We start from the raw sequence: 25253 nt of genomic DNA on the forward strand, positions 1-25253 counted from the left end.
TTAAAAGGTTTCCTTAAAATAAATGGCACATGATCTAAATTTTATTCAAGATTCACACCATACTATTTCAATTTTCGTGACCTGTGCTACACGGGCCATTTTTATTTTGTCTCCAATACAATCATTCCGCCTTTTCTGAACAAGTCATGGCCAACATAATATCCGTTTACAGTCTCTCCATTGACCTTGATCCCTTTTAGATTTCTACCCCCATTAGGGTTCAGAATCACAAGATCATTTCCGTTGTCCACCTTCCAGCTCACCTCATCAAAAAGCGGTACGGTCACCAAGTAATCAGCATCCGCTGGCGACATGGGATACAAACCTACCGCCGCACAAACAAACCAGGAGGACATCTCCCCAGCATCGTCCATGCCAGACAATGCCAAGCCATCTGGACCAATCCCATAGAGCTCGGTCATGATTTTATCCAATATCGCCTGGGATTTCTCAGGCTTGCCCACATAATAATAGGCAAAAGGTGCTTCGTGATCAGGCTGGTTCCCTTGGCAATATTGCCCTATAAAGGTTGAGATATTTCTTGCAATATGATTTGGATTCCAAGGTTTGGTGAAAAACTCATCCAGTTTAGCTTCAAACTTTTCCGCTCCCCCGTACAATCTTACCAGACCAGGCATATCGTGAGGGGCATAGAAGGAAACCTGCCAAGCATTTGCCTCACGGAACATATATTCATAGTAAGGATATTCCGAATCAAAAGGAGTGATCCAATCGCCGTTTGCCAGCCTTCCCCGCATGAAGTTCACCGAAGGATCAAAGACATTCCTATAGTTTTGCGAGCGCTTCATCAGGTCCTGATAATGCTCCTTATCATCCAGTGTATCCGCCAAAATCGCCAGAGAGTAATCATCATAAGCATATTCCAGCGTTTTGGATACGCCTGCTCTTGCTTTAGTTTCCACATGTGGGCTTTTTATATCGGGGTCAGAGATGTAGCCCTTCTCCATATATTCATCCACAAAGGCTCTGGGCCCTTCGTCGTTGTAGGCATTATTCAACAGATATGCATAAGCCTTTCTCATATTAAAATTTGTGACTCCCCTCCGGTAAGATCCCGCGATAAATGGTGCTCCATGGTCTCCATGGAAAAACGTCGGAACAAATCCTGTAATTTCAGCTCTACTAATCAAGGAGGAAATCACATCCCCAGTTACCTCAGGAGACAAAATACTCAAGAGCACCAGCTTGTTTCTATAGGTGTCCCACAGTGACGGAATCGTGTAATAACTGAAGTTCTGCTGCTGGGTCTTTCCTGCCTCATCTGTAAACTCCCCATTCACATCGCTGCGCAAGGCCGGCCACAGGAAAGTTCTGTACAGTGAGGTATAAAACATCTCCTTATCCCGTTGCGATTCACTTTTCACCGAAATCTTCGAAAGCAGTTCATTCCATTCTAAGACTGCCGCCTTCTGAACTTCCTCAAAAGTCGTATCAATTGATTCTTTTTCCAGGTTCTCCTTTGCATTGACGATGCTCACGTAGGAAATTCCGATTTTCATGGTCACCGTTCCGGCACCCTGATCTGAAACCGTGAGGATAGCATACCCATCGTTCTCGCCTTTGGCCTGCAATTGCAAATCCGAGATTTTATGGCTCAGAATTGCATAAAAATGCACTTTATCCCTCCCTACTCTTTGAAATCCCCCGACTGCGTTTTCTCCTACTTTCTCTATTTCCCAGTCTGACACCTCATTATTCGCTTTTCCCAGACCGAACAGTATTCTCCGCCCTTTTGGACTGTCAAATTTATACTCGTGAATTCCAGTGCGTAGTGTTGAAGTCAGCTTCACCGCCACTTTATAATCATCAAGATACACATCATAATATCCCGGGCTCGCATGTTCCTTATCATGGGAAAAAGAAGATTTGAACGGAGCGACGGCTGCCGGGGAAATTGGCAATACAGGAAGATTACAAAGGTTCCAATGGCCTTTATTTGTATGGGCAAAGCCCAAAATTTCTGTATCCTCATATTCATATCCTGCACCTGAACCCCACTTCGTAATCGGGCTCAATTGTACCATAGCATTGGGAAGTGCACTTCCCGGAAAAGTCAATCCCGCCCAAACCCGCCAATCCTTTGGCGGAGTATAACCAATAACAACAGGATCAGTCAAAGGGGCAGTCCCTATAAACGGATTGACCAGATCTGACGGTTTCTCCTGAGAAAAAGAAAAGTGAAATGAAAAAACGAATAAAAGAAGACATATGGATTTGAGTTTCAATTTCATAGATTCCAGTACTTAGGATATTTAAATATTTACAATTCAGATAATTAGGATTTCACAAGTATGCGGTCACAAGTCTACCTAAACTATCACTGTATTCAAATGAGATTTTTATATAAGAAAAGCATTGCTAAATGGTAAAAAGTCAAATTTTAAGCCTCAACATCCTATAATTCAGTCAAACTTCACGAAGTCATAACCTTACTGCAAAATATTATTTGTACTTTTGCGCCTTCAATCAGGCAAACCATGCAGAATATTCGGAATATCGCGATTATCGCACACGTTGACCACGGCAAGACTACACTCGTGGACAAAATCATTCACGCTTCTCAGATTTTCAGAGAAAACCAACAGTTTCAGGATTTGATCCTTGATAACAACGACCTGGAACGTGAAAGAGGAATCACCATTCTTTCAAAGAACGTATCCGTTCGTTATAAAGACGCCAAAATAAATATTATCGACACCCCAGGTCACGCCGATTTCGGTGGTGAAGTGGAGCGTGTATTGAAGATGGCTGATGGCGTGATCCTTTTGGTAGATGCTTTCGAAGGCCCTATGCCTCAGACCCGATTTGTTTTGGGCAAAGCGCTGGATCTTGGATTGACCCCAATTGTAGTAGTAAATAAGGTAGATAAAGAAAACTGCCGTCCTGACGAAGTCCATGAGTCAGTTTTTGAATTGATGTTCAACTTAGACGCTACTGAAGAGCAACTGGAATTCCAGACGCTTTACGGATCAGCCAAGAACAACTGGATGGGTCCTGATTGGAAAAACCCTACTGATACAATTTTCCCTCTTCTGGATGCTATTTTAGAACATATCCCAGCTCCGAAAATCGAAGAGGGTACGTTACAGATGCAGATCACCTCACTGGATTACTCTAGCTTCGTAGGTAGGATTGCAATCGGTCGCGTGAAAAGAGGTACCATCAAGGAAAATCAGCAGATCGCGCTGATGAAAGCTGATGGCAGCATCAAAAAAATGAAGGTAAAAGAACTTCATACCTTCGAAGGCCTAGGTAAACTTAGAGTATCTGAAGTAGGTGCAGGTGATATCTGTGCTGTGACTGGTATAGAAGATTTTGAAATCGGTGATACCATTGCTGACGCAGAGAACCCTGAAGCACTTGCCAGGATCTCTATAGATGAGCCTACAATGAACATGCTCTTCACCATCAACAACTCCCCTTTCTTTGGCAAAGAAGGAAAATTCGTGACTTCCCGTCACCTGAGAGACCGTCTGATGAAGGAAACTGAGAAAAATCTGGCACTTCGTGTAGAATCAACAGATTCTGAAGACAAATTCTTGGTTTATGGCCGTGGGATCCTTCACTTGTCTGTTTTGATCGAAACGATGAGAAGAGAAGGCTACGAACTTCAGGTAGGGCAGCCTCAGGTAATCTACAAAGAAATCGATGGGGTAAAATGTGAGCCTATCGAAACCCTGGTAGTAGATGTGCCACAGGAAACTGCAGGTAAAGTAATTGAACTGGCAACCCAGCGTAAAGGTGAATTGCTGATCATGGAGCCAAAAGGAGATTTACAGCACCTGGAATTCAACATTCCTTCCAGAGGTCTGATCGGTTTGAGAAACAACATGCTTACCGCTACCCAAGGTGAAGCGATCATGAACCACAGGTTTACTTCATACGAGCCATTCAAAGGCCCTATGCCCGGACGTACCAACGGTTCGCTGATTTCAATGGAAGGAGGGCAGTGTACTGCTTATGCTATTGACAAACTTCAGGACAGGGGTACTTTCTTCGTAGATCCGGGAGATGAGCTTTATACAGGTCAGGTGATCGGAGAAAACTCCCGTGATAATGACATCGTGGTAAACGTGCAGAAAGGCAAGAAATTGACTAACATGCGTGCTTCAGGTTCAGATGACAACGTAAGAATCGTCCCTGCCAAGAAGTTCTCCCTAGAAGAGTCTATGGAATACATCCAAAAGGATGAATACCTGGAGATCACTCCTAAATCTATCCGGATGAGAAAAATTTATTTGGACGAAGGCGAAAGAACAAGAATGGCGAAAAAAGAAGCTTAAACAGGCTTTTAGCACCAAGATTCTAGTATATACAGCTAATTAAATCCCCCAGATGAAAGTTTGGGGGATTTTTTTTTTGCTACCAAAGATCATGAACCTGCGCCCTGATATATGTATCATATACCTCTTTCACTTTCTTCATTTGGGAGTCCGTTATCGGGGGCAATTTTCCTGCCTCTACATTTGCTTCCAACTGGGACAAGCGGGATGCGCCAGGTATCACCACACTTACTTGCTCAAACATAAGTATCCAGCGAAGTGCTACCGCCGCCAACGCCCCGTCACCCTTAAAAACCTCTCTTAACTCATCAATTGCAGGAAAAGCTGCTTCCAAAGGAACTCCTGCAAAGGTCTCTCCCTTATCAAAAGCCTTTCCCTCCCTGTTGAAATAGCGGTGATCATCTTTGGAAAAAGTAGTGTCTTCTGTGATCTTACCGGTAAGTAAACCGCTAGCCAATGGCACACGGATTATTAATCCCACGTTTTTTGCGGCAGCAAGGCTTAACAGTTCCTCGGCTGGCTTTTGCCTAAACATATTGAAGATCACCTGAACACTTGAAACAATATCATATTCCATAGCAAGTTTTGCCTCTTCAACTTTCTCCACACTCACTCCCATGGCAGCTATTTTACCTTCCGATTTCATCTTTTCGAATAAATGGAAAATTTCGTCTCTCCCATAAACCGCAGTCGGCGGGCAATGTAGCTGAATCAGATCCAATCTATTCAATCCGGTATTTCGCAAACTATCTTCTACATGGCGACGTAGCTTTTCTGCAGTATAGGTTTCATTGATATGGGGCTGGATTCTTCTGCCACACTTCGTGGCCACATAGATTTTCTCGGATCTTTGCCTTACCGCTTCCCCTACTGCCGCCTCACTTAACCCCGCATCATAGACATCAGCAGTATCCACAAAATTCACTCCCTTGTCAAAAGCTGCATGAATAATTTCCTCTGCCACTTTCGGATTAAAAGCCGAGCCCCAGCCACCCCCTACTTGCCAAGTGCCAAGTCCTATTTCAGAAATTGCCCAACCCGTTTTTCCTAAAGTTCTGTAATTCATACCACTACTGATTTAAGTTTGATCAAAAAGGAGTAATTGTTTAATAGGATGGCTAAAAATCGCCGAATTATCTAAAAGTAATTTAAATTTTTATCTTTAGAATCACGGTTAATCCTGATTTTTGTTGCTAAGAAAAAACCAAGAATACACTCAAACCTAAAAACACCATAAATGAAAACACGTAGAAAATTTATCAAAACTATCAGCGCGGCAAGTGCTGCTGCTGTCTTACCTATAACCTCAATCGCTCAAAAAATGGCAAAACAAAAGATGATACACCAGGTTTATTTTTGGCTTCATGATGAAGCAAATACCCAGGAATTCCTTACCGAGGCAGTTCCCATGCTCGGCAGATGTAAAACTGTAGGCAAATTCATCGCGGGTACTCCCGCTGCTACCGAAGACCGGGATGTAGTTGACCATAGCTTTCAGGTCGCCTGTACGGCTTTCTTTGACAGCTTAGAAGATCAATTGGTTTATCAGTCAGACCCTACCCATTTGGAGTTTATCGAAAAGTATTCCCACATGTGGAAAAAAGTCCAGGTGTACGACATCGCAATCTAGTCAAAGACTAAAAAGCATCTCTCACTTGTAGATAAATGATAGCTAAGCAAGATCATATGAACAGGTTAAAATTGATTTTCGGGGTTTTCATTTTGTCCATTTGGTCCTGCGACTCAAAGGATGACATAATCCCCGACCCGCAATCAGACAAAGTGAGAGGTGCTATTCTAGAATCCATGGAGGAATGGTATTACTGGAACGAAGAACTACCAGCTGCCATCAATACTGCAGATTATACTACCAATGAGGAGCTTTTGGATGCACTTATTGTTAAACCTCTGGATCGCTTCTCTTATTTGACTACTCAGGAAGCATTTAACAATGCATTTGTGGGCAAGAATGCCGGTCATGGATTTGGCTTTGCCTTTGATGCCAATGAAAAATTGTTTCTCACTTTTGTCTTCGAAGACTCCCCAGCTGGCTTGGACGGTTGGCAGAGAGGTTGGGAAATCATAGAAATAAATGACAAAACAATTTCCGAATATAAAAATGCTTCAGGAGGATATGACTTTCAGTTAGGACCTTCAGATCCCGGAGTTACCAATAGCTTCACTTTTAGATTACCTGATGGCACTACCACTACCCGCACAAACATAAAAGCTGAATATCAATCAAACTCAGTGCTCCATCAGGAAGTAATTGATCTTAATGGTAAAAAAGTAGGCTATTGGGTGTATCAAAGTTTCAAGGCTACCGCAGGCCAATCACCAACAAAAAGCCTGGAAGTTGACGAATCTATGAAATTCTTCGAAGAGGCTGGAATAGATGAATTGATTATAGATCTTCGATATAATGGAGGAGGGTCAGTGGCAGTGGCAGAGCAAATCAATAATTACTTGATCCAAGCATCAAATACCGACAAACTGATGTACACTAATCAGTTGAATTCTCTCAAGAAGGAGTTGGAAAAAATTGTCAATTTTAAAAAACAGGGCGGCCTGAATCTATCGAAAATTCTATTTATAACTTCCAGAGGATCTGCCTCTGCATCAGAATTGGTGATCAATTCCCTAAATCCTTATCTTGACATTACACTGGTCGGTGATAATACCTACGGCAAGCCAGTAGGTTCATTCCCTCTTTCCGGCTACAATAAAATCCTAAAGCAAAACAATGTAGAGCTGGTCCCTATCACTTTTGCTACGGCAAACGCAGAAGGGTACACAGAATATTTTGATGGATTTCCTGCAGACTTCGCTGTCGGGGATACGCCACAGTTCAACTGGGGAGACCCGAATGACCTTAGATTGGCCGCCGCTCTAGCTGTCATTGAAAATGGTTCTGTCAGCGGAAGGCTTTTGAATACGTTCTATAGGCCCACCTGGGAAATGATCGACCAGTTCAACGGACTGGAGCAGGAATTCCCAGCCTATTGATCTTTCTTTACAATTAATACAGGGATTTTCCGATCAATAGAAATCATCCTGTCGGTCACACTTCCTACCAGTAAATCATCTTCATCCGATTTGCCCTTATTTCCCATCACGATCAGATTGGCTTTGTGCTTCAATGCCGTATCGTATAGGCTTTTACTAATATGGTTGCCGGTATCTTCTACACAAATCAGCTCTTCATGAAGGCCTGTCTTCTTCTGGACTTTTTTATACGAACTTTCAGCTGTTATCCGTAAGTTCTTTTGGAATTTCTCCTGGTTTTTGAAGTAGGGAAAATACTGGAAACCCGCTTTCACAATGTGAACTGGGAGAAGTTTGGAGGATAGGTTCTTCGCCAGATTTAACCCACGACGGATGACTTTCTGCGAATAATCCGAAAAATCCAATGCCAGAACTATGCTTTCAAATTCTGTTTTGGCATCCTCGGGCACAAATAGACAATCCGAATCGGTCAGCCGAATCACCTTGCTGCTGAATACCCCGGTACCATATTCCTTCATTTTTTTTCCCAACACTACTAAGTTGAACTGCTCCGCATCCACCCATTTGATCAACCCGTCAAGTCTTCCCCCCAAGGCGATCTTCACATGAATGCTGGATTTTTTTGCACCGAATACTTTCTCCACCAACTCCATTACCTCATCTTCTATTACTTCTTCCAGGGGCTTGGGAAGCTGCTCACTCAGGCTTGCCAAATCCGCGGAATCACTCTCCAAGGCCACAAAATGAACCAATGTCAGGGAATCAAAATCAAACACGTCATCCATTTTCTTAAAATACCTAAGCAAAAACTCGTCAGTTTCACTTAGATCCAGGAAAATCCCGATCTTCTTCAATGGTTTCATGGCTTCTTGTTTTTATCTAGTTGCTTCATGATCACTTTTGTCAATCGATTTGTATAGGATTTTTGATCCACATCATCAGTCAATTGCTTATCCCGTGCATATTCTTTTTTTACTCCTTTCAGAAGTGAATAGCACATAATCGTAAGAATTACCAAAAATGGAAGGCCTGTAGAAATAGTCGCAGTCTGCAAAGCTGTAAGCCCCCCTCCAATCAACAAGACTGCTGCTACCGCCCCCTCCGTAGTTGCCCAAAATACCCGTTGCGCAGTAGGTGTATTTAATTTTCCTCCGGAAGTAATACTGTCTATCACCAAAGATCCTGAATCTGCTGAAGTCACGAAAAAGCTCGCCACCAGTAAAATCCCCAAAATCGATCCGACCATCCGAAGCGGAAATTTCTCCAAAAAGACAAAAAGTGCAGTTGACTCATCCTCGACTATTGCCTTGGCAAACTCGTGATTCCCCCCGGCAAGGGTATCCTGCATATCCAGAAAAATAGCTGACCCTCCCAATGTCGTCATCCAGAAAAAAGTCAGGACACTTGGCGCCAGAAGCACGCCAAAGATAAATTCCCGAATAGTTCTCCCCTTCGATATCCGGGCGATAAACATCCCTACAAAGGGTGACCAGGAGATCCACCAAGCCCAGTAAAACACAGTCCAGTCCCCTTGCCATCCCTTATTTACAAAAGCTTCAGTCCAGGTGGATACTTCTATAAGTTCATTCAAATAAACACCCATATTCTGGATGAAGGACTTGAACACAAATAGTGTAGGCCCGAAAATCAACACAAATACCAGCAGTAAGCCAGCGATCCGCACGTTCCATTCAGATAGGATTTTCACGCCTTTGTCTACTCCAGATATGACTGAGATGGTGGCTATTGCGGTAATCCCTGCAATCAGTGCCACCTGAATCCAGACGTTGTTAGGAGTATCAAAAACATGATGCAGTCCCCCACTGACTTGCCTGACCCCTACTCCCAAAGAAGTAGCCAAGCCGAAAATTGTAGCCATCACTGAAAACACATCAATTACATCTCCCATCCACCCATGGATTTTATCTCCAAGAATTGGATAAAAAACTGAGCGGATAGTGAGTGGCATATTTCTATTAAAAGCAAAAAATGCCAATGAAAGCGCAACAACGGCATAAACCGCCCAAGCGTGAATTCCCCAATGCAAAAAAGTAAAATTCATAGCATCCTGAGCGGATTCTACTGAAAACGGAGCTGCTACAGGTGGTTTAGCGTAATGGGAGACAGGCTCCGCCACCCCATAAAAAAGCAAACCAATCCCCATACCTGCACTGAACAGCATCGCAAACCACGCGCTGGTAGAGAAATCCGGTGTGGCATCTTTCCCCCCTAGCCTTACCGAGCCATATTTACTAAAGCCCAAAAAGAGGCAGAATATGATAAATACATTCACTGCCAAAATGAATAACCAACCTGTCTTTTCGGTAACAAAATTTTTAAAGGAATCAAACAGAACCACCATTGGCTCTCCTACAATTATGGTGACCACCATAAATACAACCAGTAAAACAACTGCTGGAAAAAATACAGGATTGTGAATATCTACATATTTATTTTTCATTGGCTAAAATCAATAAGTAAATCATGCATAGTCAATCAAAACCAAGCTGAAAAGGTGTCCATGATTATAAGAATGAGATAAAAAGTTAAGAAATTCTCCTTGGACAAATATAAAAGGGTTGAATTTCTTCAACCCTGGATATTTTATTGCTTTTCATTCACCGAAATCTGTATTCCAGCGCATTCACTTTTTCTTGTGTCTATCGATCAGCACATCCATCACTTCATCCAGCTCATACCCTTTTGCCTCAAGCAGAACTAAATAATGGTACAACAAATCTGCTGCCTCCCCCATAAATAATTCTTTGTTGTCGTCCTTGGCCTCTATTACGATTTCCACAGCTTCTTCTCCTACTTTTTGCGCTACTTTATTAATGCCTTTGGCAAAAAGCGAAGCTGTATAGGACTTATCCGTGGGATTGTTTTTGCGGTCCTTGATAATAGCTCTCAGCTGATCGATGAATCCTGTTTTCGAAGTGTTCACTTCTTCGAAACAAGTATCTGCCCCGGTGTGGCAAACCGGGCCTCTAGGATTGGCTTTCACCAAAATAGCATCTCCATCACAATCTGAAGCCATACTTACCAATTCCATAAAGTTACCGGAAGTCTCGCCTTTGGTCCAGAGTCTGTTTTTGCTGCGGCTGAAAAAAGTCACCATTCCCGATTCTTTGGTTTTAGCAATCGCTTCCTCATTCATGTATCCCTGCATCAGGACTTTTCCGCTTATAGCATCCTGCACAATTGCCGGAACCAAACCATCCATTTTCTTAAAATCTATATTCATTTCTATTCTAATCTAAACATTGGGATCTTCAAAACCCTAAAAGCTTTGATTTTTATCTATTGTTTCGTTTCTCTAAAGAGTTCAGAAATTCTTTAGAGAAACTATTAACCACTCGTTAAACCTTCGTTGAAATTTGTCAATTGTTCCTTCTTACAAATAACACCTCAAAAGCTCCTTCACCTTCTGATACTTATTCCCTCACTTCCCAAAAACCCTTTCAAATCAGGGATAGTTATTTCTTTAAAGTGAAAGATACTTGCTGCCAGCGCAGCATCTGCTTTGCCAAAGGTAAACACATCTTTGAAATGTGTCATCGTGCCTGCTCCCCCTGAGGCTATCACCGGAATGGAAAGCGCAGATGATACCTCTGCCAACAGTTCATTTGAAAAGCCAGCTTTCGTGCCATCGTGATCCATGGAGGTCAATAAGATCTCTCCGGCACCTCGATCACAAACCTCCTGAGCCCAGGCTTGAGTCTTCAGTAAAGTCGCTTTTCGTCCACCGTGTGTATGCACAAAGTCAATCCCATCCACATTTCGGGTATCTATGGCCACCACGATACATTGAGAACCAAACTCAGCAGCCATGTCGTTGATGATTTGGGGGTTTTTCACTGCTGAAGAATTAATGGAAATCTTGTCCGCCCCGGCATTTAACAAAACTTTCACATCTTCCACGGTAGAAATCCCTCCTCCCACAGTAAATGGAATGTTGATGGCTTTGGCCACTTTCGTAACCAGCTCTGCCAATGTTTTACGCTTATCCACGGTGGCGGAAATGTCCAAAAACACCAGTTCATCCGCTCCTTCGTCAGAGTAGATCTTCGCCAACTCCACCGGATCCCCCGCATCCCGAAGCTCCACAAAGTTGACACCTTTGACTGTGCGCCCTTCTTTGATGTCCAGGCAAGGGATTATTCTCTTTGTTAGCATTTTGAATTAGAATATTTTAAAATTGAACGATTGGAAAATTAGGTTGTACTGTGGCAAAATTGGAATGTTTGAGATTTCAAATTTTAGCTTTCTGACTCAGACAAAAGCCGCCATTTCCTCCAGCGTCACCCTTCCCTCATAATAGGCCTTCCCCACTATTGTCCCATAGACACCGATTTTCTCCAACTCCTCTAAATCTTTGACCGAAGAAACACCTCCACTGGCAATCAATTTCACACCGGGAATCTCTTTCAGAATATCCTTGTATAAGTCGATTGACGGCCCTTGTAACAAACCATCCTTCGCAACATCGGTACAGATCACATAGCTGATTCCTTTGGCGACATAGTCTTTAATAAAAGGAATCAAATCTACCGACGTAGTCTCTTCCCAACCTCCAACAGCGATTTTCCTATCCTTTGCATCAGCCCCTAAGATGATCTTTTCCGAACCGTAAGTTTTTATCCAGGCATGAAACAAGGCAGCATTTTTCACTGCAATACTTCCCCCTGTCACTTGCTTTGCTCCTAATTCAAAAGCCTTTTCAATCTCTTCGTCAGCCTGGATTCCTCCACCAAAGTCAACCTGCAAGCTCGTACCTGAGCTGATTCGCTGAAGCACATCTGCATTTACGATTTTCTTGGCTTTTGCCCCATCCAAATCCACCAGGTGCAATTGTTGAATTCCAACGCCTTCAAAACGCCTGGCCATTTCCAACGGGTCATCATGGTATTCTTTTTTGCTGCTGTAATCGCCCTGACTGAGCCGGACACATTTCCCTCCGATGAGGTCGATAGCTGGGATAATTTGCATTTGGATTGAAAGATTGGAAAATTGAAAGGTTTGGAAAATTGTGTGGGAAAGTAGTAAAGTTTTAAAGTTGTATTGTCTTCAAATTGAACTAACCTAAATTCTACTAAAGACCCTGTATTTCGTAAATTGTACTTCCCTCTTACTGAGCGAAGCTGACGTGAGTATTAGTATAGCAATTTAAATAGAAAGAAAATTCTGCAGCAGCTTCTCCCCCACCAGTCCACTTTTCTCCGGATGTGCCTGGATGGCATAATAATTATCCCGATGGAGAATAGCGGAAAAATCATGGATGTAATGCGTCTGGGCAATCGTCAAATCACTCAACTCGGCATAGAAACTATGCACATAATATACAAATGGTTCAACAGGCATATCCTTCAAAAGCGCGTTGTCTGCCAGGTTTTCCAGCTCATTCCAACCCACATGCGGCACTTTGAATTCCTGGGAATTCTCCGGCACAAAGCGCTTCACTTTCACCGGAAACACACCCAAACACTCCGTGTCATTTTCTTCAGAATGTTCACAGAGCAACTGCAACCCTAGACAAACTCCCAAAAACGGTTGTTTGATCTCAGAAATCAACTGATCGAGTTTTCGCTCTTTTAGGTATCTCATGGCAGAACTTGCCTCTCCCTGCCCTGGAAAGATCACTTTATCTGCTGCCCGAATTTTTTCAGGATCATCCGTCAGTTCAGCTTCCACTCCCAATCGCTCCAAGGCATAGAGCACCGACTGCACATTGCCGGAATTATATTTTATTACTGCTATTTTCATTTTTTAGTATCAAGCTATTAGACACAAGAATGGAAAATCTAATGTCTAGGGGTCTTATATCTATTGTCTTTTTCCCAAAAGCATTTCTTCAAGTGCTTTCTCAATCTCTGGAAGAGACTCATAAAGCTGCTCGTAATTCTCGATCACAAAGTATTTATCCTGAAAGCGATCTTTCCAGTATTCCTGATTCAAAATCTTCCGGACATCGTAATCAAAATGCTCCGGCTCATTTGAAAGGCTGAATTTAGTCTCTCCTGCGGAACTTAAGATCCCTGCGCCGTATATTTTTAACTCCCCATCCTCATTTATCAGCCCAAACTCTATCGTAAACCAGTAAATCCTACTCAGCAACTGGATCGCCCAGGGATTATCAATGTGTTTCAAGGCAATTCCGGAGAGGTTTTCCAGAAAGTCCACATACGGCTGATTGGTCAGCAAAGGCATGTGGGCAAAAGCATCATGAAACATATCGGGTTCCTCCAAATAATCCAGTTGCTCCATAGAGCGAAGCCAGGTAGATGAAGGAAATCGTCGATTATTCAGCAAACCAAAAAACAAATCATCGTCAATCAGTCCAGGGACTACCTGTACTTCCCAGCCGGTACTTTTCGCCAAAATCTGGTTCAACTCTTCAAAGTCGGCAATTCTATCAGCAGTAAACTTCACTATCTCCACTCCTTCCAGATAAGCTTTGGATGCGGCTTTAGGCAGATTCGGCATCTGTCGCTCGAAGAGAATCTTCCAGACTTTAAAGTCTTCAGGAGTGTAGGACTCATATTCCTGCCGGAGTTTTTGCAATCGAGGATCGCTAAAGACCCAGTTTTTCGGTTTTGTATTCATGTTCATGCTATTTGGGTATATTCTGTATTTTATTATTCAGTTGTCCTGCCTCTCCAGAAGCTGACAACCGTCTTAAAATCAAAAAAGCCCATTCCGCGGGGAATAGGCCTCTATCTATTTTTTTGCCAAAAATCCATAGTCATCCTATCCCTTCATTGAGAATGGTGGTAAGAATGATGTACGAAAGTTCTTGGTGTCGGATTCATGTGGCTAATTTAAGCAATGTATTTGCAATATCAACTTATTTGCTCTCCGTGTAAGATTCTGTGACCATTGTGGTAAATTCCGTTAGGTAAAAAAACAGAGCCCCCGAACGCTCGGAGGCTCCTGCAAGCAAAGAGTGAAGATTAAATTTATACCCAAAATTACCAATTCCTACGAACGATGAAAGTTCTCTACGCAATATTTACTTCGTTAAACAATCCTGATTTGGACTGCTTCTGTAAAAGTGTTCCTATTCGGTACCAGCATCCGTTCTGTGCGCATAATTAACCGAATCCATTGTTTAGGCTTGCTGTTTTTCCAGAGAAATAACCAAATAAGTCATGGAAACCCACGAGTCTTACAACAAATACTGCTGGCTAAGGATCAGGTATCCAATTAGTTATTTCTATATATAAACAAAACTGGGTTTTCAACAATTTGCTTTTCCACCTCCCTGATCCTATCAGAATATTTTGTAGGGTTTTCCAAAACTGCATTTAAAGAAAATAAATCGTCTGGTGCCATATCAAGGACCATTTGATTTGCATTGGCGTTAGCAGGAAAAATCCCAGGAATATTTGCGATTAACCCATCCATGTCATTTTCCAACTTATCTATAAACCTAGCCTCTGAAGTCAATTTATTCATTGCTAATATCTTCCAACTTTTCCCATGCCATACATTAAATAGTGTATAATCCTCTATGTCTATTATTTGATCAGAAAATGCGTAAAAATTATTGAACCATATTTCATTAATTACATTGTCATGATGAATAACTTCGGACCCATTATTCCAAGGTATATCGAGCGTATTAAATTCATTTTTATCAAAGGAAAATTCCACATAAGTGCTCGAATCATTTTCATTGATATAGCTCATCGTGTTATCAACCCATCTCTTAAAGAGAACTTCTCCATTGGATCCCCTGTAAAAATATTGATCTTTATATTCAGCTTCAATTTTAATATCACTTTCTTTAATTGGAACCGTTACGCCTGTAGATTTCAAATCGGCATCTAAGATATCAATCTTAACCCCTATATTATTATCAGCAGGTAGAACTGCATAGAATCCACCTTTAAATGGGTATAAATCATAATAACCTATCCCTTCCGAGAAAGAAAGATCTCTTATGACTCCTCCATTTAAATCAAGTTCCAAAATTTTTCCTAAGGAATGATCCTTAATAAAAACAGATTTCTCATCATGTGAAAGAAAAAAGTTTGAAACACGAATATACTCCCCAGGTCCACTTCCAGTACCTTGAAACGAATTTATAATCCGTCCATCATAATCAAAGATGAATAAGGACTCCGCAATGGAATTATCAAGCACGAAAATATACTGATTTGTAGTGATTACTTTTGAAATACGTCCGATGAACGATTTTTCCGTAGCCTCTAACGGTACAATTAAAAGTGTATCAAAAAGTTCCGATAGTTTAAGGTCAATACTTTCATTAGTATCAATAGTCAAAAAATTGCTTTTGGTCATTTTTTTCTCGTTGGAACATGAAACACACATAAAAAGAGTTACAACAGCAAAATTGAAAAGTATAGTTTTAATATATTTCATAGTTAAATCAATAAACGGGATCTATCTAAGTTGATTTAGCCGGATTCCATTGGATAATTTTAAAATTTAACGCACATCCTTCTTCTCCCACTGAGGAACAAAGACGCTTGATCTCTAGCATATTCACAAGTTTGGCAAAAGGTAAAATATGAACCACAGCTTTTTGTCTGGCCAACAGACTTAAAATGTTCTTTAAAAGGGGCTTCACAGGATTGAACATTCACAATAGGCTTGTCTATTAAAAAAGAAACCCCGATAACCAAAACTAAGCTAGTACCAATTATTTCATTTTTGTTTTCATAATACAGTTTATTTTAGTTTAAACTAAAATACAAAGAGAGAGGAAAAATCCAATTAAAAAAGAGAAATAGTTTGACTATTTTGGGCATACCACCATTTCGCCAAGTAGATTTCTTGTTTTTTGAGAAAAAATAAAACTCCTTACCAATAACAAAACAGAGCCCCCGAACGCTCGGAGGCTCCTGCAAGCAAAGAGTGAAGATTAAATTTATACCCAAAATTACCATTTCCTCTGAATGATAAAAATCCTCCAGACAATATTTACTATTTACTCCATTTTCCTTTTCTTCGCACTGCTTCTGATGCTAGGGCTTTTTATCGTAATCCCAGTGAGTATCAATCCAGCAGGAGGTAACCTATCATTTTTATTTATTCGGATTTGGGCCAGAATCTGGTCTTTCGGCTCAGGAATCCGCTATGAGTTCCATGGCCGGGAAATTATTGACCGCAGACAGCCATACATTTATATTTTTAACCATCGTTCTTTTTTAGATGCAGCGATAATCCCGCTTGCTATTCCTCAGCAGGTAAGAGCGTTGGGAAAGAAAGAATTATCCCAAATCCCCTTCTTTGGATGGGTAGTAGGGAAAGTAGCCATCTGGGTCGATAGAACAGATGCCGAATCACGAAGGAAAAGCATAGATCTGTTGGTAACTTTCCTTAATCAGGGAATCTCGGCCGTGGTGGCTCCAGAAGGAACCCGAAATGACAGCGATGCTCCTCTGTTACCATTCAAAACAGGAGCATTTCGACTTGCTATAGACACGGGCATTCCTATCCTGCCAATAGCTGTGATAGGAGCGAATAAAATCATGAAAAAAGGATCGCTCTTGATCAGTCCCGGGAAGATCAAAATCTACTATTCCAAGCCCATTTATCCACCTTCACCATCTGACACTGCAATAAGTGAACTTGCAGACAAATGCCGACGCAGGTTAGAAGCAATGCTTCTTACGTATGAATAAACGTATCCTTGGACTCATCCACTGCATCTATAGTCAGTTCTTCGAAAAGGATGTATACAGCTAAATATGTCATTGGAATAGTAATAAATAACCCTACTAACAAACACAGAAAGCCAAAGATGTTCAGGGCAATCAATGCCAGTACGAATAGGAAAAACTTCAACCAGTTTGTATGGATCAATTTGCGACTGAGTTCCATGGATGTCCAGAAATCAAAGCCTCCGAATATCACAAACAAGAGGCTAAACATATAGCCAACTAGCAAATAAATCCCTGGTACCACAAAACAAATAATACCGAGTACTATCGCAATACTACTAATCAGATTAGTAGTTATTAGATTCCACCAGTACTTGAATCCATCGAAGTAATTCTGGAAATCTACGTATTCTCTTTGACTCTGGCGGTTAGCCACCAGGTAAAACCCACAGACAAGCGGTGGTGCCAAAAAAATGGAATATAGAAAAGTGAAGTCTGCGAGATAAAGCGTAAATATCGCCTGGACTGCCACTACCAAAATCATAAACCCAATATGGTAAAAAGCCCGGGATTTAAACATTTCCCAGGCTTTACCTACTATTTCTTCAATACTAAAATCTACTCCCGAATCAATGATCCGTTGAATTTTACCTTGATCCATTTAGTTAATCTACTTCGTGAAAGCTTCCAAGATATCGTGCTTGGTAATGATGTGAATCTGATTTTGCGCATCGCGGACAAGTACCGCTTTTTCTTTTTCTACCATAGATGATAGCACATCTAAGGTGCTGTCCAGCGCTACAAAATGCATGGAATCCTCCATCACGTCGGCTACTGAAGCATCTTTCAATGCAGGGTTATCGATGATTCTGGCCAGCAGCTTATTATCGGTCAGGCTGCCTACGACTTCCCCATTCTCCATCACGGGGATCTGAGATACACTGGTCTTGTTCATCAACCCGATGGCATCACGCACAGAATCGGTTTTCAGAGAGGAAACCAACGTATAAGCCCCATTCCGCTGCGCTATGATGTCCCTGGCTGTCGAGAAGATCTTATCTTCCAGGAAGCCGTGGTTTCTCATCCACTCGTCGTTATAGACTTTGCCTAAGTACCGGGTTCCGTGATCCGGAAGAATTATCACCATCTGGTCCCCTTCTTTCAGATTTTCTCTTGCCCATTCCAATGCTCCATGCACTGCCGATCCGCAAGACCATCCTACAAATAGACCTTCTTCTCTGGCCAGCCTCCGGGTCATCACAGCAGAATCCTTGTCCGTCACTTTAACGAAATGATCGATCACATCGAAATTTACATTCTTTGGGAGAATATCCTCTCCGATCCCTTCTGTCAGGTAGGGATAGACTTCCTTCTCATCAAAAATGCCTGTCTCTTTATATTTTTTGAATACGGAACCATAGGTATCAATCCCTACCGTTATTATATCGGGGTTTTGCTCTTTGAGGTATTGGGCAGCTCCACACATCGATCCGCCAGTTCCTACTCCAGCTGCATAGTGTGTGACCTTGCCATCTGTATCATTCCAGATCTCAGGTCCTGTAGTCTCATAATGTGCAGCTGTATTCGATAGATTATCGTATTGATTTGGGTAAAAAGAATTAGGAATATCCTGATTCAATTTCCTTGCTATGGAATAATAGGAACGTGGATCATCCGGAGAAACATTTGTAGGACAAACAATCACTTCTGCCCCTACAGCCTTGAGGATGTCGATTTTCTCTTTTGACTGCTTGTCCGCCATAGTAAAAATACACTTGTAGCCTTTGGCAACTGCCGCCAGTGCAAGCCCCATTCCTGTATTCCCGCTTGTACCTTCGATGATTGTTCCCCCTGGCTTCAGCAAACCTGCTTTTTCGGCATCCTCGACCATTTTGATCGCCATACGATCCTTCATGGAATTCCCTGGATTGAAGTACTCTACTTTCACCAAGACCTCTCCTTTAATGTGCTTGGCAAGCTTATTCAGACGGATCATCGGAGTATTCCCGATGGTGTCGATTATTGAGTTATAGATCATAGTCGGTAAGATTTGGTAGTCAAAATTACAGGAATTTTCTTGGCGAAGCGACTGAGAGAAAGTTAAAACAGAATAAAATTCGGCCTATCACGGCCACTGATGTGACTGAATACTATAAACTACGTCTTGTTGCTGTGGTAGTGAGTGCCTGTATAGACTTGGACCCATGTTTCCAAAAGTGAGACTCACAGAGGCTTTGCTCTGATCTATTAAATTAGGTGGACTTCCTTGGCGAGCGAGCGTGGCACAAATTCAAATTGCATCCAGCTTCTGAAGAAGCAGAATAACGTGGCCTAACCCTATACACTGCGACTGAATACTGTCAACCGTGACTTTTTCTACATCTCTTTGAATTCCAATCGCTTCAATATATCCAGCGTCACGTGCATCAAAATAGCTGCGACAAAAAGCATTCCGAAAGTGCCTCCAAACAGCGCCCAGACAAATTGCTTTGAAACTATAATGGCTATAACACTAAATGCAAAAGCAGGTACAAAACCGAACAATATGGTTCCTCCAATCATAAATGGTTTGATCAGTTTCCTGTCCCAGCCTTCATCCAAAGAAATCTGAGGGATAATATTGATCCCAAAACCGATTAGGTACATTTCTATAGTAGCAAATAAAAAAAGAGGAATGATGTACCAGTTCAATCCTGCAATCAATACCGAGGGGATAATCAAAGCCATGCAAAACAGAGAAATCTGCAAAATATCGAGCTTGATCATATTCCAGAACTTAGCCCCCCAAGTCGCGGGAACCAGAATAAAAAAAGGCTTCTTCAGGTCACCTACATTCGCTCTTCCTATTCCAGCAAAGAAATATATAAACAGCATCATCAGGAGGTATCCATACAAGAAATAATGCGAAAACCACTCGAACAGAGAAAGTACCGCCAGCACAATTCCTATAGCCACCATGATCAGGGAATACAATCCAAACAGTGGATGGAAATCCTGCCTGGAGCTATGGACATAATTCCTCCAGTAAAAAGCCTTTGCTCCGGTGCCAAAATCGGGAAGAGCCAATTTCTTTTTGGTGTTTAGGCTGTATGAACTCTCGCCTACCTGTTTTTTGCCTTTTACTTTCTCCAGCTTTTCCTCGTTGGACTTAGTCGCCTCCAGCACATCCTCGTAATAATATCCGGCAAAGTTTATTACCAGCTTAAGAATAACGAAAAAGGCAATTCCGTAAAGAACTATAAAGGCAATCGATATAACCATGTTTTCATGGAAGAGATAGCTCCCTATCCCTCGGCTCCATCCCACTAAAGGGAAAAAATCAAACCATGGTGAGCTAATCCATGCAAACATACCCTGCCAGAATTTCTCAGCCATCAACCCCGGTATAACGATCATTCCGGTGAGCAAAACTGCCAACACAATCACCCCTGTCCGGATGTACTCCATCACATCGTACTTGGTATTCAGGGTGTAAACCAGAAATTTTATAGGAGAAAGAATGAAAAAAAATAAGGCTACAGCAAAGATCAGAAAGACAAAATTCGCAAAGGTCAAATCGAAGGTTTCGTATGCCTGGCTTGATGCATAAGCCACAAAGATAATAGCTCCTCCCAAGGAAGGCAATATGGACCTTCCCATATAGTAAATCAGGATATTTTCAGGCTTGACCGGTGCGGTAAAAAGTAAATTGACATCTGCCATCTTAAAAAAGCTGACATTGTTTTTAGTAGCGCTATACAGTTGGTAAATGAGAAAAACCAAGGCCAGGATTGTCACACCGCCAACAATGTTCTGCATCGCAAAATTCACTTCCGGAATGCCGTTCATATCCAGTTCCGGCATTTCTTGGGCAGAGTTATCCTCATCTCTATTTACAAGACGGAGATAATACATAAATACTATGTAGGCCAAAATCCCTGCGTATGGCAAAAGTCGAAGGGGATTTCTGAGTATGAGCTTGAGATTGTTGATCAGGATAAGAATATCCTTCCTGAAAAGCAGCCGGATTTCATTCATCTTTGGTCATTTCTAAAAACAGATCTTCGAGTGAAGTTCCTTCTTCCTGCACAAATTGCTGCTTAAGGTTGGAAATCGTGTCATTTCCCACAATGTTACCATTCTTCAGAATCATCACCCTATCTGCAATAGACTCTACGCTGTCAATTAGGTGTGTACTGACTAGAATGGTCTTTCCTGCCTCTTTCAGTTCTTTAAAAATCTTTTTGGTGTTTTTGATTGCCTTTGGATCCAGCCCTATCATCGGCTCATCAAAAAACAAAACCTGGGGATCTGGTAGCAAAGCACAGCAAATTGACACCTTTTGGCGCATGCCTTTAGAAAGATCCCGGCCCAGTTTATCTCTTTTGTCTGCCAACTCAAACAGTTCCAAATACTCATCTGCCTGCCCTTTCCAGTCTTTCACACCATACGCCTGCGCGACGAACTGCATGTGTTCGTATACTGTAAGTAAGTCATAGACATAAGGTGTTTCCGGAATGTAGCTAAAAAGCCGTTTTGCATCTACGCTCAAATGATCGTATCCCCCCAAGGTAATCTCTCCCGAGGTTTTGCGGAGAAGTCCCACAATACACTTCATCGTCGTACTTTTCCCCGCCCCATTAGGCCCTAGAAGCCCTACTACCTCACCTCCCTGAAGCTCAAATGAAATATCATTGACAGCATTCTGCTTGCCATACGTCTTTACAAGATTGATTACACTTAGCATAAAAGTGATTTGAGGTTATATTGTAAGCTGGCCCGGATTTCAAATCCAAATCCTTTTTCACCCTTTTGTTCCGGCCAGCAAATAGAGTACAGCCATTCTTACAGCCACTCCGTTTTGCACTTGCTCCAGGATAATCGAATGCTCGGAATCCGCTACATCCGAACTCAATTCCACTCCCCGATTGATCGGTCCCGGATGCATGATAACGATTTCCTTATCCAGCTGACTCAATAGTTTCTTATTGATTCCGTAATAAAGGGAATATTCGCGCAAACTCGGAAAATACTTGATCTGCTGTCTTTCGAGTTGAATTCGAAGGACGTTTGCCACATCGCACCATTGTAGTGCTTTTTTCACATCCAGCTCTACTTTCACGCCAAGACTGGCAATATGCTTCGGTAATAAGGTAGATGGACCGCAGACCATGACTTCGGCCCCCAGTTTCTGAAGACAAAAAATATTGGAAAGCGCTACCCGCGAATGCAGAATGTCCCCAATGATGGCGATTTTTTTCCCTGCCACATCTCCAAGCTTTTCCTTGATAGAAAATGAATCGAGCAAAGCCTGGGTCGGATGTTCATGTGTCCCATCTCCCGCATTGACGATGTTCGCTTTTACATTCCGGGAAAGGAAATGCGGAGCTCCCGGACTCGAATGTCTCATGACCACCATATCCACTTTCATGGAAAGAATGTTATTCACTGTATCTACCAGTGTCTCCCCTTTCTTTACAGAACTATTTGAAGAGGAAAAATTCACTACATCGGCAGAAAGTCTTTTTTCAGCCAGCTCAAACGAAAGCCTGGTACGGGTGGAATTTTCGAAAAAAACATTGGCTATCGTGATATCCCGCAGAGAAGGTACTTTTTTGATCGGGCGATTGATCACTTCTTTGAAATTTGCCGCTGTGTCAAGAATAAGCTGGAGATCATCCTCTGTGAGGTTTTTGATTCCAAGTAAGTGTTTTGTACTGAGTTGCGACATGGTTAAGGGTTAACTTTCTCTGTGATCCAAATTGCGTCTTTTTCATTCCCTTTTTCGGCCCATTCCACCAGCACATACTGACTTTCAAGCGTATGTACGCGAACGCCATAGTAATCAGGCATGATGGGATAATCCCGGGTGAGTTTGCGATCTACAAGCACCATGAGCTCCACTTTCTGCGGTCTGCCAAAAGCAATCATGGCATCCATTGCAGCACGCACAGATCTGCCTTTGTACAGGACATCATCAACCAAGATTACCTTTTTGCCTTCCACCAGAAAGCTGATTTTGGTTTCATTTGCTTTGAGAGGGAAATCTCTCCTGCGAAAATCATCTCTGTGAAATGTAGCATCCAGATATCCTGAAAGAACTTTCACTCCAGAAATTTCTTCCAAAAGCTTAACGAGCTTATCCAATAAAATCGGCCCTCTAGGTTGCAAACCCAGAAGAACGGTATTGTCAAAATCGTCGTGATTTTCGATCAGTTGATGACAGAATCGTCTGAGTATGATCTCAATCTGTCCTTCGTCTAAGACTAGCCTTTTTTGCATGGGGTAGATTTGCGGGTAAATATAAAAATAAAATCTAGTCTGGGAGTTCTTCCGGCCGATACAAATCCCCGTCCACCACTATTTTGGTAAGAAAGTAGACTTCTCTGACCTGGTCCGAACCATTCTCGTTCAAGTATCGAATCCGCTGTGTGCCCGAAAGTAAATAATACCGGTCGTACCAATGGATCAATCGCAGGCTTTCCAGATTTGTATCCTGTATCCGTTCCTTTTCATTCACCAATCCCAGTTCGAATTCAAGGTTTTCGAAAATCTTTTCCCCGTTTCTGAAAAAACTCAATTTGATAGTTTCGTCCTCTACAAACATGTGGTACAAGTCCTCTCCCACCACTGCCACTTCACCAAAAGCTTCGGGATAGGTAGTTACCATTTCATTATAGGAACTTGAATTGTCCCAAAACACTTGCCCTTCCTTTGCTATTTTAGCAAAATGAGCTGAGACATACCGATACTCGGGAACTGTCTGATAATTACCGGACATTGGGAAACGGTTAGTCAAGTACGGATCGTTGATGGGATTCATCCCCATTCGGCTCCATCGGTCATAGCGGTAACCTCCCATAGGGGAATATATCCCATTTTGATAACCCGACCTATTATTGCTTACGGTATACTGATCAAAGTAAACGTAATATGCTGTAGGGGACTGGTATATGCTGCGGATTGCATAGATGCTACTTATTGTTGGAATCTTTTCCTTGTCTAGCTCTTTTTTAACATCATTATCTCTTTTGGCTTTTGCTTTTTCGTCAAGGTAGTTGTAGAAATTAGGAAAATCTTCAAGCGTGTAAAGTTTGAAGTCAAATTCTCCAAACTCATTGATATCCATAATGTACATGCCTTGGTAGGAATTTCTTCTCTCCAGCCCGTAAGCGCCTATCATTGTTTCTTGGTAATTACCTGTAGAAATTAAGATCCCATCCATAATCTCCTGATCCCGATCGGCAAACCGGTCTACCTTGACCTCTTGGATGACATTGCCCTCCATATCATAGGTGTTGATGAATATGTCCCTGTTTCTGGAAGGTCTCTTCTTGCTCAAAACTACTTCCAGCGACCGGGTTTCAGGTGTTTTTCGGATTTGAAGAATTTGGGTGTTATTTCCATAAATCCCCTGCAGTGTATGGACACTTTTAGTCAGCAAATCATGAATCTGTATTACGGGTCTACTGTCCGAAGTCCCCATGAAAATTGCTTTTTGATCCTGAACTAAAAACTCCATCAATTCCATGTTCAATACATTATCAACGGTGGCTTCTAACCCTTTTTTTGTCTTCAAATCTACCTGAAGGACGTACTTGTCCGAGTTCGTAACATATCCTTTTGTAAAAAGTATAAATAGCTGATTCTTATCTGTATCATACCCCAACATATCGTAGCCTTCCTTCACAGGAAACTCGATCAGTCCATCTGCTGTATTCAGGGAAGAGTCGGAGATAAAATACTGAAAATTCCTCTTCAGATTCAGCCCTTTTTCCGGTAGAGTCCGAAAGGAAACCAATCCTGACTCTGAATCAATCATCTCAAACAAAGGATCATCCATATCAGAAACAATTTCATACCGCTCAATAAACCGAAGCTGAGCAAATCCCTGCTGGGCGAGGATAACCAGAAAAAAGAGCAAAATGGATTTTTTCATGAACTCATTTTAAGAAGTACATCAAATTCCTCTTTCCCGACAGGCAGCACTGATAATCTGGATTGCTTCAGCATAGGTAAACCGGACAAGCTATCCTCGGCTTTGATTGCCGACAAGGGAATACTTTTTTTCAAAGGCCTTTTCACTTTCAATTTTACCGATGTCCAGGCTTCATCGGTAGGGTCTGGAAATTGCTCCTGGCTCACTTCAGCTATGCCTACGATTGCCTTTTCTTTGCCGCTATGATAAAAAAACACCAAATCACCCAGCTGCATTTCCCGAAGAAAATTCCTTGCCTGATAATTTCTCACTCCATCCCATATCTCTTCTTTCTTTGCGACAAAATCATTCCAGGAATACGATTCCGGCTCAGATTTGACTATCCAGTAGTTCATA

At 42.0% G+C, this 25253-nt stretch carries 22 protein-coding genes; 4 read left to right on the forward strand and 18 right to left on the reverse strand.

Annotation, left to right across the window (positions count from 1 at the left end; all coding sequences use genetic code 11):
* Positions 1-101: 101 nt before the first annotated feature.
* Positions 102-2252, reverse strand: a complete 2151-nt coding sequence (locus tag AS141_RS10015; protein WP_057937504.1) for a GH92 family glycosyl hydrolase — start codon at positions 2250-2252, stop codon at positions 102-104.
* A 246-nt stretch (positions 2253-2498) separates the two neighbouring features.
* Between AS141_RS10015 and typA the strand changes: the two genes are divergently transcribed.
* Positions 2499-4304 carry a translational GTPase TypA gene (gene typA / locus AS141_RS10020; protein WP_057937505.1) on the forward strand — a complete coding sequence of 602 codons (1806 nt, stop codon included), beginning with the start codon at positions 2499-2501 and terminating at the stop codon, positions 4302-4304.
* Positions 4305-4383: 79 nt separating this feature from the next.
* Here typA and AS141_RS10025 read toward each other — a convergent pair whose 3' ends face one another.
* Positions 4384-5370, reverse strand: a complete 987-nt coding sequence (locus AS141_RS10025; RefSeq protein WP_057937506.1) for an aldo/keto reductase — start codon at positions 5368-5370, stop codon at positions 4384-4386.
* Between the two features lie 171 nt (positions 5371-5541).
* Here AS141_RS10025 and AS141_RS10030 point away from each other — a divergent pair, with 171 nt between their 5' ends.
* Both AS141_RS10030 and AS141_RS10035 read left to right on the forward strand, forming a co-directional pair.
* Positions 5542-5934 carry a Dabb family protein gene (locus AS141_RS10030; RefSeq protein WP_057937507.1) on the forward strand — a complete coding sequence of 131 codons (393 nt, stop codon included), beginning with the start codon at positions 5542-5544 and terminating at the stop codon, positions 5932-5934.
* A gap of 56 nt (positions 5935-5990) precedes the next feature.
* Entirely contained in the window at positions 5991-7310 is a 1320-nt protein-coding gene (locus AS141_RS10035; protein ID WP_057937634.1) for a S41 family peptidase, read from the forward strand.
* On the opposite strand, the gene AS141_RS10040 is transcribed toward AS141_RS10035, so the two are convergent.
* The 8 genes from AS141_RS10040 to AS141_RS10075 form a co-directional block, all read right to left on the reverse strand.
* Positions 7304-8173, reverse strand: a complete 870-nt coding sequence (locus AS141_RS10040) for a universal stress protein (RefSeq protein ID WP_057937508.1) — start codon at positions 8171-8173, stop codon at positions 7304-7306. The two genes, AS141_RS10035 and AS141_RS10040, sit on opposite strands and share 7 nt — an antisense overlap.
* The gene (locus tag AS141_RS10045) at positions 8170-9771 is read right to left on the reverse strand and encodes a BCCT family transporter (RefSeq protein ID WP_057937509.1); all 1602 of its coding nucleotides are present in this window, start codon (positions 9769-9771) and stop codon (positions 8170-8172) included. Before AS141_RS10045 ends, AS141_RS10040 begins: the two co-directional genes overlap by 4 nt.
* Before the next feature lie 183 nt (positions 9772-9954).
* Entirely contained in the window at positions 9955-10554 is a 600-nt protein-coding gene (gene hisIE, locus AS141_RS10050; RefSeq protein ID WP_057937510.1) for a bifunctional phosphoribosyl-AMP cyclohydrolase/phosphoribosyl-ATP diphosphatase HisIE, read from the reverse strand.
* A 176-nt stretch (positions 10555-10730) separates the two neighbouring features.
* Entirely contained in the window at positions 10731-11486 is a 756-nt protein-coding gene (gene hisF / locus AS141_RS10055; RefSeq protein ID WP_057937511.1) for an imidazole glycerol phosphate synthase subunit HisF, read from the reverse strand.
* A gap of 96 nt (positions 11487-11582) precedes the next feature.
* A complete protein-coding gene (gene hisA, locus AS141_RS10060) occupies positions 11583-12299 on the reverse strand; it encodes a 1-(5-phosphoribosyl)-5-[(5-phosphoribosylamino)methylideneamino]imidazole-4-carboxamide isomerase (protein ID WP_057937512.1) in 717 nt (238 codons plus the stop codon).
* A gap of 177 nt (positions 12300-12476) precedes the next feature.
* Entirely contained in the window at positions 12477-13073 is a 597-nt protein-coding gene (gene hisH, locus AS141_RS10065; protein ID WP_057937513.1) for an imidazole glycerol phosphate synthase subunit HisH, read from the reverse strand.
* A 60-nt stretch (positions 13074-13133) separates the two neighbouring features.
* The gene (locus AS141_RS10070) at positions 13134-13913 is read right to left on the reverse strand and encodes a phenylalanine 4-monooxygenase (protein ID WP_057937514.1); all 780 of its coding nucleotides are present in this window, start codon (positions 13911-13913) and stop codon (positions 13134-13136) included.
* Positions 13914-14513: 600 nt separating this feature from the next.
* Positions 14514-15695 (reverse strand): 6-bladed beta-propeller, encoded by a 1182-nt coding sequence (locus tag AS141_RS10075; protein WP_057937515.1) that lies wholly within the window; start codon positions 15693-15695, stop codon positions 14514-14516.
* 536 nt (positions 15696-16231) lie between these two features.
* On the opposite strand from AS141_RS10075, the gene AS141_RS10085 reads away from it, so the two are divergent.
* The gene (locus AS141_RS10085) at positions 16232-16960 is read left to right on the forward strand and encodes a lysophospholipid acyltransferase family protein (RefSeq protein WP_317043029.1); all 729 of its coding nucleotides are present in this window, start codon (positions 16232-16234) and stop codon (positions 16958-16960) included.
* Here AS141_RS10085 and AS141_RS10090 read toward each other — a convergent pair.
* From AS141_RS10090 to AS141_RS10125, 8 genes are all read right to left on the reverse strand, one after another.
* Positions 16947-17600 (reverse strand): hypothetical protein, encoded by a 654-nt coding sequence (locus tag AS141_RS10090; protein WP_057937517.1) that lies wholly within the window; start codon positions 17598-17600, stop codon positions 16947-16949. The genes AS141_RS10085 and AS141_RS10090 overlap by 14 nt on opposite strands.
* A 9-nt stretch (positions 17601-17609) precedes the next feature.
* Positions 17610-18977 (reverse strand): pyridoxal-phosphate dependent enzyme, encoded by a 1368-nt coding sequence (locus AS141_RS10095; protein ID WP_057937518.1) that lies wholly within the window; start codon positions 18975-18977, stop codon positions 17610-17612.
* Between the two features lie 338 nt (positions 18978-19315).
* A complete protein-coding gene (locus AS141_RS10100; RefSeq protein WP_057937519.1) occupies positions 19316-20956 on the reverse strand; it encodes a putative ABC exporter domain-containing protein in 1641 nt (546 codons plus the stop codon).
* Positions 20949-21665: an ABC transporter ATP-binding protein gene (locus tag AS141_RS10105; RefSeq protein WP_057937520.1), complete on the reverse strand. Its 717-nt coding sequence runs from the start codon at positions 21663-21665 to the stop codon at positions 20949-20951. The genes AS141_RS10100 and AS141_RS10105 overlap by 8 nt, the downstream gene beginning before the upstream one ends.
* Before the next feature lie 57 nt (positions 21666-21722).
* Complete coding sequence (locus tag AS141_RS10110; RefSeq protein ID WP_057937521.1) at positions 21723-22649, reverse strand: aspartate carbamoyltransferase catalytic subunit; 927 nt, start codon at positions 22647-22649, stop codon at positions 21723-21725.
* A gap of 2 nt (positions 22650-22651) precedes the next feature.
* Positions 22652-23200: a bifunctional pyr operon transcriptional regulator/uracil phosphoribosyltransferase PyrR gene (pyrR, locus tag AS141_RS10115; RefSeq protein ID WP_057937522.1), complete on the reverse strand. Its 549-nt coding sequence runs from the start codon at positions 23198-23200 to the stop codon at positions 22652-22654.
* A gap of 34 nt (positions 23201-23234) precedes the next feature.
* Positions 23235-24857 carry a hypothetical protein gene (locus AS141_RS10120; protein ID WP_057937523.1) on the reverse strand — a complete coding sequence of 541 codons (1623 nt, stop codon included), beginning with the start codon at positions 24855-24857 and terminating at the stop codon, positions 23235-23237.
* A complete protein-coding gene (locus tag AS141_RS10125) occupies positions 24854-25252 on the reverse strand; it encodes an EVE domain-containing protein (RefSeq protein ID WP_057937524.1) in 399 nt (132 codons plus the stop codon). The genes AS141_RS10120 and AS141_RS10125 overlap by 4 nt, the downstream gene beginning before the upstream one ends.
* Position 25253: the final 1 nt, after the last annotated feature.

Origin of the sequence: Algoriphagus resistens (assembly GCF_001442615.1) — a bacterium.
GTDB classification, from domain to species: domain Bacteria; phylum Bacteroidota; class Bacteroidia; order Cytophagales; family Cyclobacteriaceae; genus Algoriphagus; species Algoriphagus resistens.

What these genes read in the sequence shown, in the direction of transcription:
- AS141_RS10015 (WP_057937504.1), bottom strand. Translation starts at nt 2,252, where the DNA reads ATGAAATTGAAACTCAAATCCATATGTCTTCTTTTATTCGTTTTTTCA.
- typA (WP_057937505.1), top strand. Translation starts at nt 2,499, where the DNA reads ATGCAGAATATTCGGAATATCGCGATTATCGCACACGTTGACCACGGC.
- AS141_RS10025 (WP_057937506.1), bottom strand. Translation starts at nt 5,370, where the DNA reads ATGAATTACAGAACTTTAGGAAAAACGGGTTGGGCAATTTCTGAAATA.
- AS141_RS10030 (WP_057937507.1), top strand. Translation starts at nt 5,542, where the DNA reads ATGAAAACACGTAGAAAATTTATCAAAACTATCAGCGCGGCAAGTGCT.
- AS141_RS10035 (WP_057937634.1), top strand. Translation starts at nt 5,991, where the DNA reads ATGAACAGGTTAAAATTGATTTTCGGGGTTTTCATTTTGTCCATTTGG.
- AS141_RS10040 (WP_057937508.1), bottom strand. Translation starts at nt 8,173, where the DNA reads ATGAAACCATTGAAGAAGATCGGGATTTTCCTGGATCTAAGTGAAACT.
- AS141_RS10045 (WP_057937509.1), bottom strand. Translation starts at nt 9,771, where the DNA reads ATGAAAAATAAATATGTAGATATTCACAATCCTGTATTTTTTCCAGCA.
- hisIE (WP_057937510.1), bottom strand. Translation starts at nt 10,554, where the DNA reads ATGAATATAGATTTTAAGAAAATGGATGGTTTGGTTCCGGCAATTGTG.
- hisF (WP_057937511.1), bottom strand. Translation starts at nt 11,486, where the DNA reads ATGCTAACAAAGAGAATAATCCCTTGCCTGGACATCAAAGAAGGGCGC.
- hisA (WP_057937512.1), bottom strand. Translation starts at nt 12,299, where the DNA reads ATGCAAATTATCCCAGCTATCGACCTCATCGGAGGGAAATGTGTCCGG.
- hisH (WP_057937513.1), bottom strand. Translation starts at nt 13,073, where the DNA reads ATGAAAATAGCAGTAATAAAATATAATTCCGGCAATGTGCAGTCGGTG.
- AS141_RS10070 (WP_057937514.1), bottom strand. Translation starts at nt 13,913, where the DNA reads ATGAATACAAAACCGAAAAACTGGGTCTTTAGCGATCCTCGATTGCAA.
- AS141_RS10075 (WP_057937515.1), bottom strand. Translation starts at nt 15,695, where the DNA reads ATGAAATATATTAAAACTATACTTTTCAATTTTGCTGTTGTAACTCTT.
- AS141_RS10085 (WP_317043029.1), top strand. Translation starts at nt 16,232, where the DNA reads ATGATAAAAATCCTCCAGACAATATTTACTATTTACTCCATTTTCCTT.
- AS141_RS10090 (WP_057937517.1), bottom strand. Translation starts at nt 17,600, where the DNA reads ATGGATCAAGGTAAAATTCAACGGATCATTGATTCGGGAGTAGATTTT.
- AS141_RS10095 (WP_057937518.1), bottom strand. Translation starts at nt 18,977, where the DNA reads ATGATCTATAACTCAATAATCGACACCATCGGGAATACTCCGATGATC.
- AS141_RS10100 (WP_057937519.1), bottom strand. Translation starts at nt 20,956, where the DNA reads ATGAATGAAATCCGGCTGCTTTTCAGGAAGGATATTCTTATCCTGATC.
- AS141_RS10105 (WP_057937520.1), bottom strand. Translation starts at nt 21,665, where the DNA reads ATGCTAAGTGTAATCAATCTTGTAAAGACGTATGGCAAGCAGAATGCT.
- AS141_RS10110 (WP_057937521.1), bottom strand. Translation starts at nt 22,649, where the DNA reads ATGTCGCAACTCAGTACAAAACACTTACTTGGAATCAAAAACCTCACA.
- pyrR (WP_057937522.1), bottom strand. Translation starts at nt 23,200, where the DNA reads ATGCAAAAAAGGCTAGTCTTAGACGAAGGACAGATTGAGATCATACTC.
- AS141_RS10120 (WP_057937523.1), bottom strand. Translation starts at nt 24,857, where the DNA reads ATGAAAAAATCCATTTTGCTCTTTTTTCTGGTTATCCTCGCCCAGCAG.
- AS141_RS10125 (WP_057937524.1), bottom strand. Translation starts at nt 25,252, where the DNA reads ATGAACTACTGGATAGTCAAATCTGAGCCGGAATCGTATTCCTGGAAT.